Below are 18,728 nucleotides of genomic sequence, written 5' to 3'. Positions count from 1 at the left end.
TGCTCCTTAGTGTTTATGGCCGTGGCTGTGAATATAACTGCCGATGTTCCACCAGTCGCCCTGATCTTCACAGTGCCATTCCGGTTCATCCTGCTTGTAAGCATCTTTACTGCCTGCTTTAGCGCTGTCGCCGGCATTCAGCACTTTTTGGATCAATGCTGTTTTTTCAGCCTCCAGTTGCTGTTGCAGTTGTTTGTCTGTGTTGATATCGAAGTACTTGGTGCCTTCAATCCAGGTTTGTTGTGCCTGGCTGTATACCGATAGCGGATGGGTGTTCCACAGCACAAAATCGGCCTGCTTACCGGCTTTAACTGAACCGGTAACCTTGTCTATTTTCAGCTGCATCGCCGGATTAATAGTGACCATTTTCAGCGCTTCGTGCTCGTCCATACCGCAGTACATCACCGACTTAGCCGCTTCCTGGTTCAGGCGGCGCTGTAAACCGGCGTCGTCCGAGTTAATGCTGACATTTACCCCTTGCTCGGCCATTAAGCAGGCGTTGGTTGGAATAGCATCCTGCACTTCCATTTTATACGCCCACCAGTCGGCAAAGGTAGAAGCGCTGGCACCGTGGGCCTGCATTTCTTTGGCAGTTTTATAACCTTCCAGAATGTGGGTAAAGGTAGTGATGTTAAAGCCCATTTCATCGGCCAGCTCAATCAGCATCAGAATTTCAGATGCTACATAAGAGTGGGTATGAATAAAGCGCTGCTTATCCAGAATTTCTACCAGGGCTTCTAAGCGGTAATCAATACGTGGCGGTGCTACCTGCTCGCGCTGGCGTTTAGACAGTTTGTCGTAAGCGGCCAGTTTGGCTTTGTACTCTTTGGCGGCAACAAAAGCATCACGAATGGCGGTTTCAACACCAACACGGGTTTGCGGATAGCGCTCGGTAAACGCATCGCCCCAGTTAGATTGTTTAACGTTTTCACCCAGGGCAAACTTAATGCTTGGAGGTGCAGCTTTCATTTTCAGCCCCTCGGCATTTTCGCCCCAACGGAACTGAATAACCTGCGCCTGGCCACCAATAGGGTTGGCACTGCCATGCAGCAGTTGCGCGGTAGTGGTGCCACCGGCTAAACCACGGTAAAGGTTAATATCCTCCGGGTTTATTACATCAGCAATACGCACCTCCGAAGTTACCGCATCGGTACCTTCGTTTACACCGGCTTCAATAGCCACATGTGAGTGCTCATCAATAATACCGGGGGTAAGGTGCATGCCAGTGCCGTCGATAACATCAAAACCACGCGGTGTGGCAAGGTTTTTACCAATTTTATCAAACTTACCGTCGCGCACTATTACGTCGGTGTTTTCAAGAATACCCTCTTTCTCTGCCGTCCAAACCGTAACATTTTTAATATGCACATTTTGCTGCTTAGCTAAGGCCGGCAAGCCATATGCCCGGTTGGGAAACGTTAACTTAGACAGCATCACAGTGTCAGGCTTGCTGGCTGCCGCTTTTGCCGGGCTTTCTGCCAGTGTCTGACGCTGTGCCGTAACCAACTCGGTGTTGCTGCCCAGCTGCCATTTACCCGTCAGGCGGTTATCGGTTAACTGGCCGCTAAACTGCGCTATCTGCTTATCGCCGGTAAGCTCAGCCAGGTTCAGGTTAAACTGCAGCAGTTGCTGTTGGCTGTGAATATGTTCTAACTTAACGCTTTTTGCTTCAGCGCCGCCAGCCTGTAACACCGCAGAACCACTGAGTTTATCTGCCGGGCCGGTTAAGCTAACCTTAACAGCCTTGCCCGCAACAGACAGCTGGTAATCACCGGCAAAGTCTACCGGAGTAATGGCTTTAATACTGTGCTGCTGGCCACGCACCCAGGTAGCTACAATTTCGCCATCGGCAAATAAATCGCCGCTGGCCAGCACTAAGTCGGCCTGATAGCCGGGGGCAATTTTACCCAGCTTGTCGGCAACACCACTCAAACGCGCCGGTACAGTAGTTAATGCCGCCAAAGCGGTGTCGGCAGATAAACCATACTGCACGGCTTTGCGTAAATTAGGCCAGAAATCCTTGGTATCTTTTAACTTGTAGGTAGTTAACGCAAAAGGCACGCCTGCCTGCGCCAGTGCCGCAGCATTAGCCGGAGCCCGCTCCCAGTGGCGTAAATCAGCCAGGTTCACATCCAGTTGATCAGCCACCTGCTCTACTGCAGGTGCTGCGGGAAAGTTAAGCGGCAAAATAAGGCTGCGCCCGCTGGCTTTAATTTCATCCAGCCGCACATATTCAAAACCAGAGCCAACCATAGCAGCGTTGTTCAGCTTAAACTCGTTTAACAACAGGTGGGCACGCAGCAACGATCTGTCATCACCAGTTTCAAACACTGCGCCCTGCTGGTTAATATTGGCCAGGCTTTGCAGTGCAACATTAAATTCAACCGGCTGGTTAAAATAACGCACATCGGTTTTACCATAAGCCTGGCTGTACCAGTTGGCATCACTTAATGTCTGACGGATAAGCGCTATACTACCCATCAGCGATGACGGATAACTTTGCTTTGATGTACCTTTGCTAAAGGCCATAAATTGCGGACCATCGGCTTTTAACACCAACTGATTGGGCAAGCCTTCGCCTAAAGAGCTGACAAAAGCCTGGCCACGAAAGATACCATCAAAGCGGGCAGACTGCGCTGCAGTAAAACCAAGCTTGCGTAAAGCTTCTGCAGCTTTGGCATCAGGTTTAAATTCACTTACCCAACGCTGCTGGGCATGGATGGCGTCATTACTGGCATTGCCGCCTTTGCGCTCATTTTTATACACCGGCGCATCCCGGTAGCTGCCTGGCTTGGCTGGCTTGGCCGCTTCAATACCATATTGGGTATAAGGGTCGATAAAGCCCGGATACAGTGTATAGCGGCTGGCATCAATTTGCTGATAACCAGCGGGTACCTTAACGCTGGTGCCTACCGCACTGATACGGCCATCGGCTATTAATACAGTGGCTTTTTCCAGTTTTTTACCGGGTTCGGTGTATACCGTGGCACCGGTCAGGGCGATTAAATTGGGAGTTTTATCCTGGATACCTTGCAAGGGGCTGGTCTGGTCGGCGTGGCTACTGGCGGCAAATACCGTTAGCAGCGCGGCGCTTAACAGCGACAAACGCTCTGAAGTCATAACATGTTCCTGAATTAAGGGTTAACTGTTAACAACGTAGTTCAGGCGGCTAAGCTCCTGCTCAGCCAGTGGCATACTGAAGTAATAGCCCTGAACCTGGTAGCAAGCATTTTTTCTTAGAAATTCAACTTGTTCGGCAGTTTCCACCCCTTCTGCTACCACGCGAAGATTCATCTTTTGCGCCATAGCGATAATCGCAGCAACAATATCCATATCGTTACGATCATCTGGAATATCTTTGACGAACGAGCGATCTATTTTCAGCTCGTCTACCGGAAAACGCTTTAAATAACTAAGCGAAGAATAGCCTGTACCAAAGTCATCGATAGATAAAGACACCCCGAGCCGCTTTAACTGATTTAACTGGTTAATAGCCGCATCGGTGTCACCCATCAGCATACTTTCAGTAATTTCAAAGATTAAAAACCCCGGGTTGGCACCGGTACGCAGTAAAATCCGCTCAACAATTTCCGGCAGGTTGTCGTCTTTAAACTGCCGTACAGACAAATTAACCGACAAGGTAACATTATGGCCACGGCTATGCTGGCGTGATAAAAACCGGCAGGCTTCCCATATAATCCACTCGCCAATCTGCACAATCAGCCCGGTACTTTCGGCCACAGCAATGAATCGCAGAGGCGGCACCAGGGTATTGTCCGGCCGTAACCAGCGCAATAAGGTTTCATAGCCCACAATGCTGTTATCGCGAATATCAATTTTTGGCTGGTAATACAGCAAAAATTGGTGCTCACGGATGGCTTCACGCAGTTGGTTTTCAATGAGCAGCCGTTCATTGGCCGCTTCGTTTAAGTCATGGCTGAAAAAATGAAAGGTATTTTTACCACGGGCTTTAGCTTCGTACATGGCTAAGTCTGCATGTTTGAGCAGCAACTCTTCTTCTGAAGCATCTTCCGGCGCTACGGTAATACCTATACTGGCACTGATAGACACTTCATGGTTGCCCAGTTTTACCGGCGCAGCAAAAGCCTGTTGTAAATTAGCCGCAATGCCGGACGCCTGGCCCCGGTCGGCAATACCGCTTAAAATAACGGCAAATTCATCACCGCCCAGCCGGGCAATAGTGTCTTCTTCGCGCAAACGGCTGATCAGCCGCTTGGCCACTTCTTTTAATAATTCGTCACCGGCATCATGGCCCAGAGTGTCATTAATACGTTTAAATTCATCCAAATCAAAATATAACAGCGCAAAGCTGTAGTAACCCCGGTGTGACATAGCAATGGCTTTACGCAACTGGTCGCGGAAATAACTACGGTTAGCCAGCCCGGTCAGCATGTCGTAGTATGCCAGTTGCTCCATCTTTTTCTGGCTTTGTTTAATAAACGAAATGTCCTGCATGGCGCAAACATAGTTACTGATACCGCCTTTTTCATCGCGGATAGGCGCTATTGCCAGCGACACCCATAACTGACGTTCTGCATGTTGCAACAACATGTCGCCGCGCCAATGTTGGCGCTCAACCAGCGTATGCTGAATTTCCTCTGCCACATGGTGCATTTCTTCGGCAAATAAGGTGCTAAGCGGCTGTAACTGTATTTGCTCTGCGGTGATGCCAATCATCTCGGTTAAAAACGGGTTAGCATATTCAATACGCAGCAACTGATCCGTTAGCACTATACCTGAGCTGGAAAAAGACACCGCTTTACTCAATTTTCTGGCTGAGCGCTCTGCCTGTTCTTTTTCTTCAATACGGGCATTCAAACCGCTAACTAAGGTAGAAATTTCATCAGACATACGGCCAAATGCCTGGTTAAGCAAACCTATTTCATCGTTTTGGGTATCCAGTTGCACCTGCTCCAGATCGCCACGGGATAAACGGCTGATAGCCCCGGACAAGCGATTTATCCGCTTTAATATAAAATGGTAAATAACCAGCTGTAAAAACAATGCCACCAGCAGTGCTACAGCGGTAAATATCAACACCAGGCGGGAACGCACTGAACTAAAAGCAGTAGAAATATCGGCTTTATCAACATAAACGCTTAAATACCAGTCGGCGCGCTCTATCACATCTGTCGCGATAAGCTTTTCCGGCGCCAGAGCCTGAGCCTGCATAACTTGCCGCGGGTTGGCCGCATACTGGCGCGCGTACTGGCTAAGACTGTCGGCACTGGTTTTATCTGCCTGCAGAGGGGTATTCATTGGTGGATCTGTACGCAAAAACTGCCGGGTTGAGCTGATAATCTGGCCCTGGCTATCAAAAATCATACTATGACGGCCTTCCTGACGCGGCAACATGGCCAGTATATCCTGCAAAATAAAATCTGTACCGGTAATACCGATAAACTCATCATTGACATAAACCGGAATGATCAGGCTGGTCATCCATTTTTTCCAGATATTGTCGTAATAAAGCGGTGTCCAGCGCGGCTGGCGTGCCGGGTTTTGCTCTGGTGTGGCAATGCTGTAAAACAGATCCCGGTTAAAATCGTGCTGGCTGCTTACCTGCAACGCCCAGTCAGCCGGAGAGATACGGATAAAGTGCTCTTTGGAAATAAAATAGAAGTTGTAAAATTCCTGCAGCATCAATGGCGAAAGCTGCTGCCACAACAAGCCGGTTTTATCAAACAACGCGGCAACACGGGCATTGTAGTTTTGCCCGGCGACAAAAGCCCCAGAGTAATCATCCTGCACGCGGATACTGCCGTCGGCAGCGGCTTGCATAGTAGCTGCACCTGAAAGCGACGCCTGACTAAGGCTGCGGCTTATCACCTGATTAGCAGCAATAGCTTTTTGCTCTTTTTGCAGAAAATTTTTGTTCAGCTGCAAAGCATGGTTTGTTGCGCTGTGTTTAAGAGCAGCCTGCTGTTGCTCAAATTCATTAGCTTCCTGCAACAAAATAACTGCATAGCCTATAGCGAAACCGGCAGTAACGATGGCAAGAAATACCACCAGCGCAAATTTGCGCCCCAGCGAGTCCATTCCTGTTGGTTTAATAAAGTTTACGTCCTTCACTACTCTGCCTGATTTTGAAAAAACTATTGATTATTGGCAAGATATCGCTTTTTATAGCGACATAATGTAAGTCATTATTGCATGTTAATTCATCAAAAGAGAATGAAACAATGAAAAAACCCCTGTTAACTGTCGTTTTAGTATCCCTGCTATCTGCCTCTGCTTATGCCGGCAGCGCCTTTACTGAAGCCAAAGATAGCGTGAAATACCGCCAATCCGCATTCCAGCTGATCCGCCATAATATGGCCGATATTGCAGATATGCTAAAAGGCGACGCCAGTTACGATGCAGAGCGTGTCAACAAGCGTGCTACAGCACTGGCTACACTGACAACCCTGCCATGGGAAGCCTTTACTGTGCCGGGTGCCGAGAAAGGCGGCGGCGATGCCAAGGCTGCGGTATGGAAAAACCTCAGTGATTTTCAAAGCCGGGGCGAAAAGCTGGCAACTGATGCGCTGGCATTAAAAACAGCAGCTGACAGCATGGACCAGGCCGAGGTGCGTAAAGCTTTTGGCAGCTTTGCCCGCAACTGTAAAGCCTGCCACGACGAATACAAAAACTAATAGCAGCCTGGCGCTGCTTACAGCAGCGCCAGCAATTTATGCCCCTGCCAGAAATACAAGGCTACTAATAACAGCCCAAACAGAATAAAGTAAACCGCACTGTGTTTTACACCGCCGGTATAGCTGCTTGTTGCATGATCTTTGCCGCTTACCATAACCCACAGCACATTATGTACCCGCACACTGTGCCAGACAGCCGCAATAATATGCACAGCAACTGCCGCCAGCAGAATATTTATATTGATTTTATGAATATCCGAAGCCATATCAACCCAGCTTGCCGGTAACAAACTTACCAGCGGGCCGTCACTCATATAACTGTTATCAAAGGTAGCCAGCCCGGTAAGTAATTGTACCAGCATCAATACAATCAGCAGCGCTATCATATAAAAAGACGCCGGATTATGGCCGTTAACCGCATAAGGCTTGCGCAGGTAACGCACAGCCACCGCAGGAGTAGCAGCAAACTGACTAAAACGCGCTGTTTTACTGCCCATAAAGCCCCAAACCAGCCGTGACACTACCAAGGCCAGCAGTGTGTAGGCCAATAACTGATGTTGCGCCATTAACCCTTCTTCACCGGTATACCACAGCCCCGCCAGTAACAGTACCTGGCTCCAGTGGAAAAACCGCACGGCAAAATCCCAGACTTTTACTTTTTGTGACATTGTGCGTAGTCTCCGTTATGCTAAGTTTTTGATTTTATACCAGAGACACAAAAAGATGAATTGGTGGAAATGGATCCTTGCCATACTAACCTTATTGCTGGCCGTCACTGCTGCTGCAATCTATACCGTGCTATACCTGAGTTTACCAAGCTATGACGGCACCCGGCCAAGCAGTATCAGTAACACAGCCCGGCTGGAGCGCGATGCGCTCGGCTATCTTAGCATTCATGCTGCAAACCGTAATGACGCCGCCTTTGCGCTGGGCTTTGCCCATGCACAGGAGCGCTTCTTTCAAATGGATCTTCTGCGCCGTAATGCCGCAGGCGAACTGGCAGAGTTATTTGGCAAGCGCGCACTACAGGCAGACCAGGCGTTGCGCCAACATCGCTTTCGCAGCCGGGCTGCACAGGCGCTGGCGGCCCTGCCTGCAGAAGAAAAACAGTTGCTGGGCAACTACAGCCGCGGTGTTAATGAAGGCCTTGCTGCCCTTAGCATGCCCCCGTTTGAATACACCGTGCTGCAACAAACGCCGGCTCCCTGGCAAGAGACAGATTCGTTTTTAGTTATTTACAGCATGTATCTGGATTTACAAGGCAAATTAGGCCGCGACGACTACGCAATGACCCTGTTAAAACAAACCGTGCCGGATGAATGGTACCGTTTTCTGCAGCAGCATTCTGATATTTGGCAGGCCGCGATAGACAACAGCCAGATTGACGCTGTACCTATGCCCGCCTCAACCTACCCACAGCAGTTAACTGACAACCAGACGGCCTGTAACCAATGTGCGGTAAAAGATGCCACCGACATTGGCAGCAATAACTTTGCTGTAGCCGGCAGTTTAACCAGCCACGGCAGCGCTATGCTGGCAGATGATATGCACCTGAGCATCCGCGTACCCGGCACCTGGTATAAAGCTCAGCTAAACTGGCGCGATGGCACCAGGCTACGTACCGTTAGCGGCCTTACGCTGCCTGGCACACCCGCTGTTGTGGTAGGCTCTAACGGTAATATTGCCTGGGGCTTTACCAACAGCACCGCCGACTGGCACGATTTGGTGGCCCTGCAGCTGTCAGATGATGGCAAACGTTACTTAACGCCGGATGGCTGGCAAGCACTGGAGTATGTATACGACACCATTAAAGTTGCCAATGGGCCTGATCAGCCTTTACAACTGCCACAAACCCAGTGGGGGCCGCTGGTACGCTTTGGTGACAGCCCTGCCTATGCTTTGCGTTGGGTTGCTTATGATATTGAGGCAGTTAATTTTAACCTGCTACAACTGGAAACCTCAGCAACCGCACAAGATGCCCTGCAACTGGCGCCACAGGTAGGTATACCCACGCAGAACCTGCTGGTAGCCGACAATAAAGGCAATATTGGCTGGAGCCTGATGGGCCGCATACCCAAACGCAACCTGCCGGATCTGGATACCGCACAAGACTGGAGCAATCCAGAGTATGGCTGGTTTGGTTATATGCCGCCTGATGCCCAGCCACAGTTATTAAACCCTGCCAGCCAGCGGTTATGGACAGCAAATTCTCGGGTTATCGGCGCAGTTGATTATCAGTTAATTGGCAACGGAGGCTACGACTTAGGCGCCAGAGGCTGGCAAATACAACAAGGCCTTAACCAGTTGCACAGTGCCGATGAACAGGCACTGCATAAAATTCAGCTGGACAACCGTGCATTAATGCTGGAACGCTGGCAGCAGTTATTGTTAGACGTGCTGGACACCGGCACGGTGCAGCAGCATCAGTTACAATCGTACCGCCAGCATGTATTAACCAGCTCACACAGCGCCAGCGTTGATGCCGTGGGTTACAGCCTGGTACGGGCGTTTCGCCAGCAGTTACTTGAGCTGCAGTTTGCTCCGCTGTCAGCCTATCTGGAGCAGCATGGTGCCCGCAGCCAGGATCTGAAGTACTCGCTGGAAACACCGCTCTGGGCCATGTTGCAGCAACGCCGTACCGATACGCTACCGGCAAACTTCAGCAGTTGGGACGAGTTATTGCTAACTGCGGTGCTGCAAAGCAAGCAACAACTGGAGCAGGACAACGGCAGCCTTAGCCAGAGTAACTGGGGCTATATTAATCAGGCCCGCATCAACCACCCGCTATCCGGCGCCATACCACTATTGGGCGGCTGGCTTAATATGCCCGCCACAGCACTTAACGGCGACAGCCATATGCCAAGAGTACAACGGCCCGGTTTTGGGCAGTCGCAGCGTATGGTCGTGGCGCCGGGGCAAGAGCATAAAGGCATTCTAACCATACCAGCCGGGCAGTCTGGCCATCCGCTTTCGCCGTTTTACCGCGGCGACCACCAGTATTGGCTAAACGAAGTAGCCTTACCTTTTTTACCCGGTGAGAAAAAATATCAGTTGCTGCTGACACCCCAGGGTTGACTTTAGCCATCCAGACGGACTATGTTAGACGCCATGAAAATACTTAATACCGCGCTCAGCTTTTTTCGCTTTACCACCTTACACGGGAGGCGGTAAGCTGCGCGCGCAGTAATACCAGAAACCTCCCACGCCGGGAGGTTTTTTTTTGCCACTTTATCAGCACTAAACAAAGAGATAATTAACATGGAACTGGATGAAATACGCCACGCAATATCTGATACCGACAAACAACTGCTGGCTTTATTGTCAAAACGGCGGCAACTGGCACTGGCTGTAGCCGACGCCAAACTGGCACAAAACAAACCGATACGTGACCAAAAGCGCGAGCAAGAGCTGCTGCTGTCGCTAATTGAACAAGGTAAGCCATTGGCGCTGGATGCCCAATATGTCACCCGGCTGTACCACGTGATTATTGAAGACTCTGTGCTGCAACAGCAGGCTAAAATTCAGGGCCAGCTAAACGGCACCAATAGCCCGGCAGTGCGGGTGGCTTTTTTAGGTGGCCAGGGTTCATACAGTTACTGGGCAACACAAAAGTATTTTACCCGCCGCGCCGAGCGTATTATTGAACAAGGCTGCGACAGCTTTAACGAAATAGTACAAGCGGTTGAAACCGGCCACGCCGATTATGCCTTGCTGCCGATTGAAAACACTTCATCGGGCAGCATTAACGAGGTGTACGACTTGCTGCAGCATACCCGGTTATCTATTGTTGGCGAGCTGACCCACCCTATCGCCCACTGCCTGCTCGGTTTACCAGGCACCGATTTAAGTAAAATCCGCCAGGTGTGCGCCCACCCGCAGGTTATTGCCCAGTGCAGCCAGTACCTGCAAGGGTTATCGCAAGTAAAAATTGAATACTGCGACAGCTCATCCGACGCCTTTAACCGCATTAAACAGCAACAAGACCCAACCGTAGTAGCTATTGGTGGCGAAGAAGGCGGCCAGCTATACGGTTTGCAAGTGCTTACCCGGGATCTGGCTAACCAGAAAGACAATGTCAGCCGTTTTATTGTCGTAGCGCGTAAACCGGTAACCGTAGCCAAAGCCATACCGGCAAAAACCACCTTTATTATGTACACCGGCCAGCAACCCGGCGCTCTGGTAGATGCCTTACTGGTGTTAAAGCAACATGGTATCAGTATGGGCAAACTGGAATCCCGCCCTATTAATGGCAACCCGTGGGAAGAGATGTTTTATGTTGACGTATTTGCCAACCTGAATGACTACGCCATGACCCGCGCCTTAGAAGAGTTAAATAAAATCACTAAATTTATTAAGGTATTAGGTTGCTACCCCAGTGAGGATATTGAGCCAACTCAGGTTACTGCCGGCTGATCAAATGTGTTCAGGGGCTTCAGGTTTCAGGATCAGGCCCCTGCCGCACTACGCAAACTTATGTTAATAAACTAGACTTGAGCGGTCATAAGTAAGCATAAGGTTTAGCATTTAATGCGGCATTTACTGTGTTTTTGTTGTTTTATTGCCGGGTTCACCGCAGCCGCGTCAGACAAAGCCGTATTGCGTATGGCAATGCCTGACTACCCTCCCTATACCTATGTTGAAGACGGCCAGTATAAAGGCGAAGGCTATGACGCTTTTGTGTTTATTATGCAGCAGTTGCAGCGTGATTTTCATATTTCGCTGGTGCCCAATTATGGCCGCGCAGTACTGGATTTGCAGAATGAGGTAATCGACGGTTTATTTTTAGCCTCAGAAAATGCCGAGCGCAATAGCATGGCAGTATTCTCAGATCCGGTAAGTATTACCCGCTGGACCTGGGTATGGTTAACGCAGGAGCAAACATTGACACCCGACAGCAGTAACTTTGCCAGCCGCGCTATTGTATCGGCGCAAATTAACAGCAATATTTATCTTTGGTTAAAAGCGCAAGGCTACCGCGTAGCTGGTGGGCCAAACAATATTCGGGATCTGTTCCGCTTGTTAAATAATCGCCGGGTAGATGCCATTATGCTACCGGAGCAAACCGCGTTAACCGTAATTAGAGAGCATAACTATCCGTTGCAGGACTATCAGTTTAAAACTATGCGGGAGTTACCCTTTGCCATTTATATCAGTAAACGTTTTTTGGAAAAAGAACCTGATTTTATGGCGCAGTTAAATAGCGCCATTGCAGTGTACCAGCAAAACAGGCAGGCTTTGTTGCAATAAGCCGGAGTAGTGCAGCTAAGCCGGGCCGTTAATAGTAAGCGTAGTACATTGCCCTGATACCAGGCGTTGCAGCAGTTGTTGGTCAGATAACCGTGGCATTTCATTACCGATATTTAAAGATACTACACCGATAATTTGATTACGCCCTTTTGTCTTGGCCTGATACAGCAGGTGATCAGCCAGTTTCAAGGCTGTTTCCCAGTACAGACTTTGCTGCTCTAAGTGTTTAACCGGCAAACAGATATAACCGCCACTCATGGTTACTCTGACAGGGTTACCGTCGATATACAGTGGCTGGGCGCCGATATCATGCAAAATACGTTTTGCCAGTTTCGGCAAAACCTCGGCCTGGCTGTGGTGCAACACCAGTAAAAACTCTTCACCGCCCCATCGGATAGCTAAATCATCCGCACGGCACAGCGCTTTGAGCTTTTTAGCGACTGTGACCAATATTTCATCTCCGCCGCCGTGGCCGGATACATCATTAATATGTTTAAAGTGGTCTACATCAAGCAGAAAAATAGCGTGGCTATCTGTTAGTTGGCGCCGATCTTCCGGCATATAGTTCTGCAGTGCGCGGCGGTTCAATAGCCCTGTCAGAGGGTCATGCAAAGATTGCTGTTGCAGCATTTCGTTGTTTTTACTAAGTAACTGGTTAACTTTTCGGCTGCTGATATAGGCAAAAAATAACAAGGCAGCTATTAAAAGTACCAGTAATACCGCGAGCAGGATCAATCGTTGGGTCAGTGTACGGTTGTCCAGTTCCTTGCGCTGCAACTCGGTTTGCTGCTCCAATAGTTTAATTTGCAGGGCATTTTCTTCCGCCTGATAACGAATTTGCAGTTCACTGAATACTTTATCGCGTTCAGATTGGAAAAATTCATCTTTCAGCCGAATTTGCTCCTTTAATGCCTGTGCTTGCAGCTCATAGCGGCCGGCAACTTCATAAGCATCAGCTAACAGCCCCTGGATCTGGGCAACCTGGCTTGCCGGTGCAAAAGAGCTGAATACTCCGGCAGCACTTCGCATCTCATTGAGCCCGGTATCATGGTTACCACGTAATACCTTGATATAACCCAGGTTAAAATCAATAACAGTGCCTTCGGTAATATTATTTGTTGATACGGCTATATCCCTGGCGCGCTGCAAATATTGCTCGGCTTTATCATAGTGCTTCAACAACAATAACGCTGCGCCGGCATTGTTATAGCTGGCAAGCTCTACCCGCTGATTTCCCTGTTCTTTGCCAATCTGCGCCGCCTGCAGAAAAGCGTCAATAATTTCAAGCGACAGGCCATTCAGTTCACGCGCGGCATAAGCCCGGTTCAGATAAAGCTCTGGCAGACGCTGTCGCAGGTCATGCTTTAAAGAGTCTTCAATGGTTTTATCCAGTAACTCCAGCGCAGCTTTAAAATTTTGCAGCGATAACTGAACTCTGGCAATTTGCAGGTTAAGAAATTGTCTGCGCCGCTGTGTGTTGACATCATCAGTATTGCTGATAGCAGCATGAGCTTGCAGAAAATGCTCCAATGCAGCAGCAAACTGCCTGCTATTTTGCAATACCTGACCAATAACACTATGGGTGTAGTAGCGTGTACGGCTGCTGCTTACCATTTCCAGCTGTTGCTCAATAGCAGGTATAAGCTCCAGACTTTTATCTGCGTTGTTATTTTGTAAGTAAATCTCGGCTTTTACTGCCAGTAGCTCTGCAGTAGCGGCCGGCGAGGATTGTATTCTTGGTAAACTGAGAAAACTGTCAGCTAATGCCAGTGCTGCAGTAGTATCCTTATCGCCAAGCGCCAACGACAAAACCTGATAACCTCTCGCTCTGGCATAGCTTTCAACCGGGGTAGATTCATTTAGCGCTGCAATAATTTTGCTAAGTGTAACCTTATCTTCCGGGTAGTTGGCAAAACCAATAAGCTTGTCTAACTGCTGCTCAAGTGCAGCATCTGTTTCCTGCTCCGCAGCATAGCTGTAGCCAATACTAAGCAGCAGGCAAATACAGCAAAAATGTACTACCCGACGAGAAAGAGAGAATGGTTCAGGGCTGACAATTTTCACTTTAAAATTCCTGCGTAGTAACCTGTCTAAGCTGTCTGATAAGTATCAGACAATAACAACTTTAGTTTATAAGCCATTGAGCAAGTACAGAAAAGTTGTTTTATACAAAGTAACCTTTAAAAATGCTTTTATAAGCAATACATTTTCATGTTCAAATTTTTATTAACCTTGATGTAATCAGCGCTGATACAACTCCAGCGGCAGGCCGTCTGGGTCTTGAAAGAAGGTAAAGGCTTTGCCGGTAAATTCGTCAATGCGGATTGGCTCTACCGCTACGCCGTTTTGCGTTAAGTAATCGGCAAACTCTGCAACGCTATCTACCACAAACGCCAGATGGCGCAGGCCTTGCGCTTCAGGTTTACTTGGCCTGGGTGGCGGATTGGGAAAGCTGAACAGCTCGATTTGGTTACCGTTTGGCAGGGCTAAATCCAGCTTCCAGGAATCGCGCTCGCGGCGGTAATTTTCGGCAATAACAGTTAAGCCCAGCAACCCGGTGTAAAACTGCTTTGAACGGGGGTAATCGCTGCAAATTATCGCCACATGATGAATGGCGCTAAGCGTTGGTCGTGGCATAAAAAAGGCCCTGATACTCTGCTACAGTTAGCTAAGGCCTTAAGTGTATCAGAGCAGCTTTTGCAGCTCACCTTTTAACTCTTTGTCCTGTGTTGATGCCAACAGTGGTTTTAAAATTTCTTCTGCTTTAGCCTGTTGTTGCTGCGCTATATATAACTGACCTAAACGCAACTTTGCCCAGTCGATATTATCTGCCGCTGGCTGCTGCGCAATAAACTGCTGCAAAGCGCTAATACCTTTATCAACAGCCAGCCCACCTTTTACTGCCGAGCGGCCAATTTGATACAGTGCCTGAGCTTGCGCAGCGGCGGCTTCATCATCGCTTGCAGGCATGGCCAGCGCCTGATCAAACAATGCCATTGCTTTAACATGTTCATCAGCGCGGGAAAAGGCAACACCACGCTGCAGGTAGGTTTCCGGCCGCTGCGTCAGCAGCTCATCTTTGGCTAAAAGCGCATTAAAAGCAGCGTCATCCTGCAAGTCAGACGCATTCAGCTGTAACAGGGCCCCTTGTAAGGGATCAATCTGCTTTAACTGCTCTGCAAGTTGTAAAGCTTTGTCTTTATCACCACCGGCAATACCGGGTGCCTGGGCAAGAAAACTACCCAGCGCAATATAGCTGCGCGGGTTTTCCGGTGCCAGTTTAAGGGCGGTTTCGTAGGCTTTTTTGCAGCGCTTGGCATACCCCAGCGCACTTAACATACTGGCAGAAGATGCCAGATTACAGCTTACCGTAGCATACCAATGCTGATAGTCTGCGTTTTTACTGTCAAGCTTTACGGCTTTTTCCAGCAAGTCTTCTGCTTTGTCTGCGTTGTTTAATAGTGCCTCGGTTTGCCCCAGCAAGGCCAGCAACTGGGCATCTTTGGTTTTTTTAGTGACCAAAGGCGTTAATAATGCTTGTGCCGCCTGAGCATCTTTGGCTTGCCATAGGGCTTTAACCTGTGCGGTCAATGCCTGCGGATCAGGAGAATTAGCCAGCACGCTACTGCTGAGTATCAGGCCGGAAAAAAAGAGGATGCTACGCATTGTGCTACTCCGTATCACGCTGCTGTCATTGAAGTAGCAAACACTATAAGGCACCGCACGCGCCCCTGACCATAGCCCAAAAGTAACAAAATGTATGTTAACGCTTATAGCTCAACAACATCGCCTTTAGCCGGAATTTTTGCCGCTATACCAAGCTGTGCAAACTCCTGTTGCAGCACGGTTTGTGCCTCTGGCTCGCCATGTACTAAATAAAACTGTGGCTGCCCGCCGATGGCCTGCGCCCAGTCTAACAGTTCACTCTGGCCGGCATGAGCCGAAAAACCGCCAATAGTGTGCACTTTGGCTTTTACTACTATTTCCTGACCAAACAGTTTTACCCGCCGCTCGCCATCCACCAGTCGCCGGCCTAAAGTACCCTGCGCCTGAAAGCCGACAAAAATCAGGTGGTTCGAGCTTTTCCATAAGTTGTGTTTTAAATGATGCACAATACGGCCGCCATTACACATACCGCTACCGGCAATAATAATAGCTCCGCCGCTAACACGGTTTATCGCCATTGATTCTTCCACGCTTTCGGTTAAGCGCAGCATTGGCAGTAAGTCCTGCAGTTGCATGCCTTTCTTAAAGCCAATCGCCGCTAAGTCTTTTTGCTCCAGACTGTGCAGGTAGTCGTTATATATATTGGTGATACTAATAGCCATAGGGCTGTCAAGAAACACCATCCGCTGCTTTAACCTGCCCTGATTATGCAGCAGTGCCAGGTAGTACAAAATTTCCTGCGAGCGACCAAGAGCAAAAGCCGGAATAAACACATTGCCACCGTCTTTATTGGCGTGTTCCAGCGCGGTAGCCAGCTCTTCAAGTGAGTTATCGATATTCTGATGGTTACGGTTACCGTAAGTACTCTCCATCAGGACAATATCAGCCTGACCAATGTCTGTGGGGTCGTGCATCAGCACTGTTGCCGGGTTACCTAAATCACCGGAAAACACCAGTTTTCGCATGGCTTTACTGCCTTTAAGCCACAATTGCACTATGGCCGAGCCCAGAATATGCCCGGCATCGGCAAACTCCAGCTCTACCCCCGGCAAAGGAGTAACACGCTTTTTGTAGCTTAGTGTTTCACACAACTGCGCTACGCGCTCGGCGTCAGCTATTGATAACACCGGGTCTTGCAGCTTTTTACCCGAGCGTGCCGCTTTTTTGTTTTGCCACTCTAAATCTTTTAAATACAAATGCACTGAGTCTTTCAGCAGTATTGGCAGCAGCTCAGCAGTGCCGGGGGTGCAAAGTATTTTGCCGTCAAAACCGCGCGCAACCAGCAGCGGCAGCAGGCCGCTATGGTCGATATGGGCGTGGGATAAAATAACTAAATCAATATCTTTGGGCCTAAAGGCAAAATGAAATTTATGCCATTCACGAATTTGATCAGCGCCCTGCACCATGCCGCAATCCAGCAAAATTTGCTGATTATTAACGCGTATAAGATAGCACGAGCCGGTAACCTGCTGAGCAGCACCGACAAAAGTTAAACTGGCATTAAGCGGCATCAGTTGCCTCCTTGTTGTCTGTTAAAGGTTCAAACCGGCTTTGCAACGCGCCAAGCGATAGCAAAGCACGGGTCAGTTGCCGGGTAAAACGTTTGGTTTCCGCTAAGCGCAGCAATTGTTCACCTCCGGCGTCTTTACTTACCCGCTCTTGTAATACTAAGGTGTATAACTGCTTCTTATTTTGCTCACGCTGGCGTAGCAATTCACGGTAACTACTGCGGATCTGCCCAGCATCATCCGGCCAGGTTGCCCGGCTTAACAGTTCCCAAAGCTCTGCTTCGTTATGAAATACTGCAATATCAGCAGCCAAATGCTGTGTCAGCACCGGTAACAGTTGCAGTGTCATTTCCAGTTGCAACTGGCTTTTTACCAGCTCATTCAGCAGCATCGCCTCTTCTGCAGGCAAAGGCTCCCTGCCCAACCGGTGCATATAGCTGTTGATCTCTGCCTGTAAACTGCGGATATCATCAATGCTATCCGCTTCAGTGGGCTGGGCCTGTGCCAACCGCACTGCCTGAGCAGCAATAAGCTGGCCAACCCGAAGCAGCTCGGCGCCAAGACCATTAATGGCCAGTGCCGGTATAGCCAGGCTGGATGCGTCCAGGTAGCGTAAACCGGCGCTATTCTGCCGCCGGAACCTCTTATTCAGCCACAGTACCAGCCGGCCGGTTACCGGCCACATCAGCAACACGCCAAGAACGTTAAACAAGGTATGAAACAACGCCAGGCTTACCGCCGGCTGTGGCGTGCTAAACAACCACTGCTGTAACAGGTTTATGCCCCACAGCAATGGCGATAACAGTAATAAAGCCACCAGCCCGGTTAGCACATTAAAAATAACATGCAGCCAGGCCAGACGTTTCGCTTTAGCTGTGGCCGCCAGAGTGGACATTAGCGCAGTAGAGGTAGTACCAAGGTTGGCACCGATAACAAAAGCTGCAGCTAACGATAGCGGAATAATGCCTGTCGACACCGCTGTAATAACCAGTGCGATTACTGCAATGGAGGCCTGCATAAGGGTGCTGAGTAAAGTGCCCAGCAGCACGCCGGCTAAAATGCCCCATACGCCCAACTGTGCCAGGCCACTAAAATTAATATCGACAAAGGCGGTATCAAAACTTTGCTTTAAAAACGCTAAGCCGAGAAACAGCAAACCAAAACCCAGCAAGCCTTCACCCATGCCTTTATTTCGGCTACTACGGCCAAACAGCTTTAACAACGCGCCTAAACCTATAATGGGCAGCGCCAGCGCATCTATTTTAAACTGCAATCCCACCAAAGCGATAAACCAGCCGGTCAGCGAAGTACCTACATTACTGCCATAAATAACAAAAGCGGCGTTTTGCAGTGATAAAATGCCGGCATTAACAAAACCGATGGTAGTAACCGTAATAGCACTGGAAGATTGCACTGCCACGGTAGCCACAGTACCAAAGGCCACGCCCTGCAGCGGTGTATTAGTCCAGCGCTGCAAAAACTGCAGCAGGTTTGGGCCAGCGGCCACTTTTAACCCCTGGCTCATCCAATCCATACCAAGTAAAATTAAGCCCAGCGCCCCAAAGGCCATTAACATATCAGTCCACATTTTTCATCCTTCAAAAGGGTGGCCTAACCTAACAGTGAAACAAATAGAAAACATTAATCTTAG

12 protein-coding genes are annotated in these 18,728 nt (G+C 49.2%); 4 read left to right on the top strand and 8 right to left on the bottom strand.

Features of this window, described 5'->3' with window-relative positions; all coding sequences use genetic code 11:
* Positions 1-6 precede the first annotated feature (6 nt).
* Positions 7-3,120 carry an amidohydrolase family protein gene (locus J3B89_RS12115; protein ID WP_215397832.1) on the bottom strand — a complete coding sequence of 1,038 codons (3,114 nt, stop codon included), beginning with the start codon at positions 3,118-3,120 and terminating at the stop codon, positions 7-9.
* Between the two features lie 21 nt (positions 3,121-3,141).
* Positions 3,142-6,093, bottom strand: coding sequence for a bifunctional diguanylate cyclase/phosphodiesterase (locus J3B89_RS12110; protein ID WP_215397830.1), 2,952 nt, complete (start codon positions 6,091-6,093; stop codon positions 3,142-3,144).
* Between the two features lie 110 nt (positions 6,094-6,203).
* Here J3B89_RS12110 and J3B89_RS12105 point away from each other — a divergent pair, with 110 nt between their 5' ends.
* Positions 6,204-6,656, top strand: coding sequence for a c-type cytochrome (locus J3B89_RS12105; protein WP_215397827.1), 453 nt, complete (start codon positions 6,204-6,206; stop codon positions 6,654-6,656).
* A 17-nt stretch (positions 6,657-6,673) separates the two neighbouring features.
* On the opposite strand, the gene J3B89_RS12100 is transcribed toward J3B89_RS12105, so the two are convergent.
* Entirely contained in the window at positions 6,674-7,324 is a 651-nt protein-coding gene (locus J3B89_RS12100; protein WP_215397826.1) for a cytochrome b/b6 domain-containing protein, read from the bottom strand.
* Positions 7,325-7,379: 55 nt separating this feature from the next.
* Between J3B89_RS12100 and J3B89_RS12095 the strand changes: the two genes are divergently transcribed.
* From J3B89_RS12095 to J3B89_RS12085, 3 genes are all read left to right on the top strand, one after another.
* Positions 7,380-9,731, top strand: a complete 2,352-nt coding sequence (locus J3B89_RS12095) for a penicillin acylase family protein (protein WP_215397824.1) — start codon at positions 7,380-7,382, stop codon at positions 9,729-9,731.
* A 183-nt stretch (positions 9,732-9,914) separates the two neighbouring features.
* Positions 9,915-11,069, top strand: a complete 1,155-nt coding sequence (locus tag J3B89_RS12090) for a chorismate mutase (protein ID WP_092795497.1) — start codon at positions 9,915-9,917, stop codon at positions 11,067-11,069.
* A gap of 114 nt (positions 11,070-11,183) precedes the next feature.
* Positions 11,184-11,903, top strand: a complete 720-nt coding sequence (locus tag J3B89_RS12085; RefSeq protein WP_251372393.1) for a substrate-binding periplasmic protein — start codon at positions 11,184-11,186, stop codon at positions 11,901-11,903.
* Between the two features lie 15 nt (positions 11,904-11,918).
* On the opposite strand, the gene J3B89_RS21495 is transcribed toward J3B89_RS12085, so the two are convergent.
* The 5 genes from J3B89_RS21495 to J3B89_RS12060 form a co-directional block, all read right to left on the bottom strand.
* Entirely contained in the window at positions 11,919-13,967 is a 2,049-nt protein-coding gene (locus tag J3B89_RS21495) for a tetratricopeptide repeat-containing diguanylate cyclase (protein ID WP_215397823.1), read from the bottom strand.
* Positions 13,968-14,144: 177 nt separating this feature from the next.
* Complete coding sequence (gene gloA2 / locus J3B89_RS12075; RefSeq protein WP_215397821.1) at positions 14,145-14,540, bottom strand: SMU1112c/YaeR family gloxylase I-like metalloprotein; 396 nt, start codon at positions 14,538-14,540, stop codon at positions 14,145-14,147.
* 48 nt (positions 14,541-14,588) lie between these two features.
* Positions 14,589-15,569: a tetratricopeptide repeat protein gene (locus J3B89_RS12070; RefSeq protein ID WP_215397820.1), complete on the bottom strand. Its 981-nt coding sequence runs from the start codon at positions 15,567-15,569 to the stop codon at positions 14,589-14,591.
* A 104-nt stretch (positions 15,570-15,673) separates the two neighbouring features.
* A complete protein-coding gene (locus J3B89_RS12065) occupies positions 15,674-17,080 on the bottom strand; it encodes an MBL fold metallo-hydrolase RNA specificity domain-containing protein (RefSeq protein ID WP_215397819.1) in 1,407 nt (468 codons plus the stop codon).
* On the bottom strand, positions 17,070-18,665 hold the full coding sequence (locus J3B89_RS12060; protein WP_215397817.1) for a Na/Pi cotransporter family protein: 1,596 nt from the start codon (positions 18,663-18,665) through the stop codon (positions 17,070-17,072). The genes J3B89_RS12065 and J3B89_RS12060 overlap by 11 nt, the downstream gene beginning before the upstream one ends.
* Positions 18,666-18,728: the final 63 nt, after the last annotated feature.

Source organism: Rheinheimera oceanensis (assembly GCF_018831085.1).
GTDB lineage: Bacteria > Pseudomonadota > Gammaproteobacteria > Enterobacterales > Alteromonadaceae > Alishewanella > Alishewanella oceanensis.
Note: the sequence above shows the minus strand (reverse complement) of the source record. Positions and strands in the feature narration are given on the sequence as shown.

Coding starts and splice junctions, on each gene's coding strand:
- gloA2 (WP_215397821.1), bottom strand. CDS start 14,540: ATGCCACGACCAACGCTTAGCGCCATTCATCATGTGGCGATAATTTGC.
- J3B89_RS12100 (WP_215397826.1), bottom strand. CDS start 7,324: ATGTCACAAAAAGTAAAAGTCTGGGATTTTGCCGTGCGGTTTTTCCAC.
- J3B89_RS12090 (WP_092795497.1), top strand. CDS start 9,915: ATGGAACTGGATGAAATACGCCACGCAATATCTGATACCGACAAACAA.
- J3B89_RS12095 (WP_215397824.1), top strand. CDS start 7,380: ATGAATTGGTGGAAATGGATCCTTGCCATACTAACCTTATTGCTGGCC.
- J3B89_RS12105 (WP_215397827.1), top strand. CDS start 6,204: ATGAAAAAACCCCTGTTAACTGTCGTTTTAGTATCCCTGCTATCTGCC.
- J3B89_RS12070 (WP_215397820.1), bottom strand. CDS start 15,569: ATGCGTAGCATCCTCTTTTTTTCCGGCCTGATACTCAGCAGTAGCGTG.
- J3B89_RS12065 (WP_215397819.1), bottom strand. CDS start 17,080: ATGCCGCTTAATGCCAGTTTAACTTTTGTCGGTGCTGCTCAGCAGGTT.
- J3B89_RS12060 (WP_215397817.1), bottom strand. CDS start 18,665: ATGTGGACTGATATGTTAATGGCCTTTGGGGCGCTGGGCTTAATTTTA.
- J3B89_RS12115 (WP_215397832.1), bottom strand. CDS start 3,120: ATGACTTCAGAGCGTTTGTCGCTGTTAAGCGCCGCGCTGCTAACGGTA.
- J3B89_RS12085 (WP_251372393.1), top strand. CDS start 11,184: ATGCGGCATTTACTGTGTTTTTGTTGTTTTATTGCCGGGTTCACCGCA.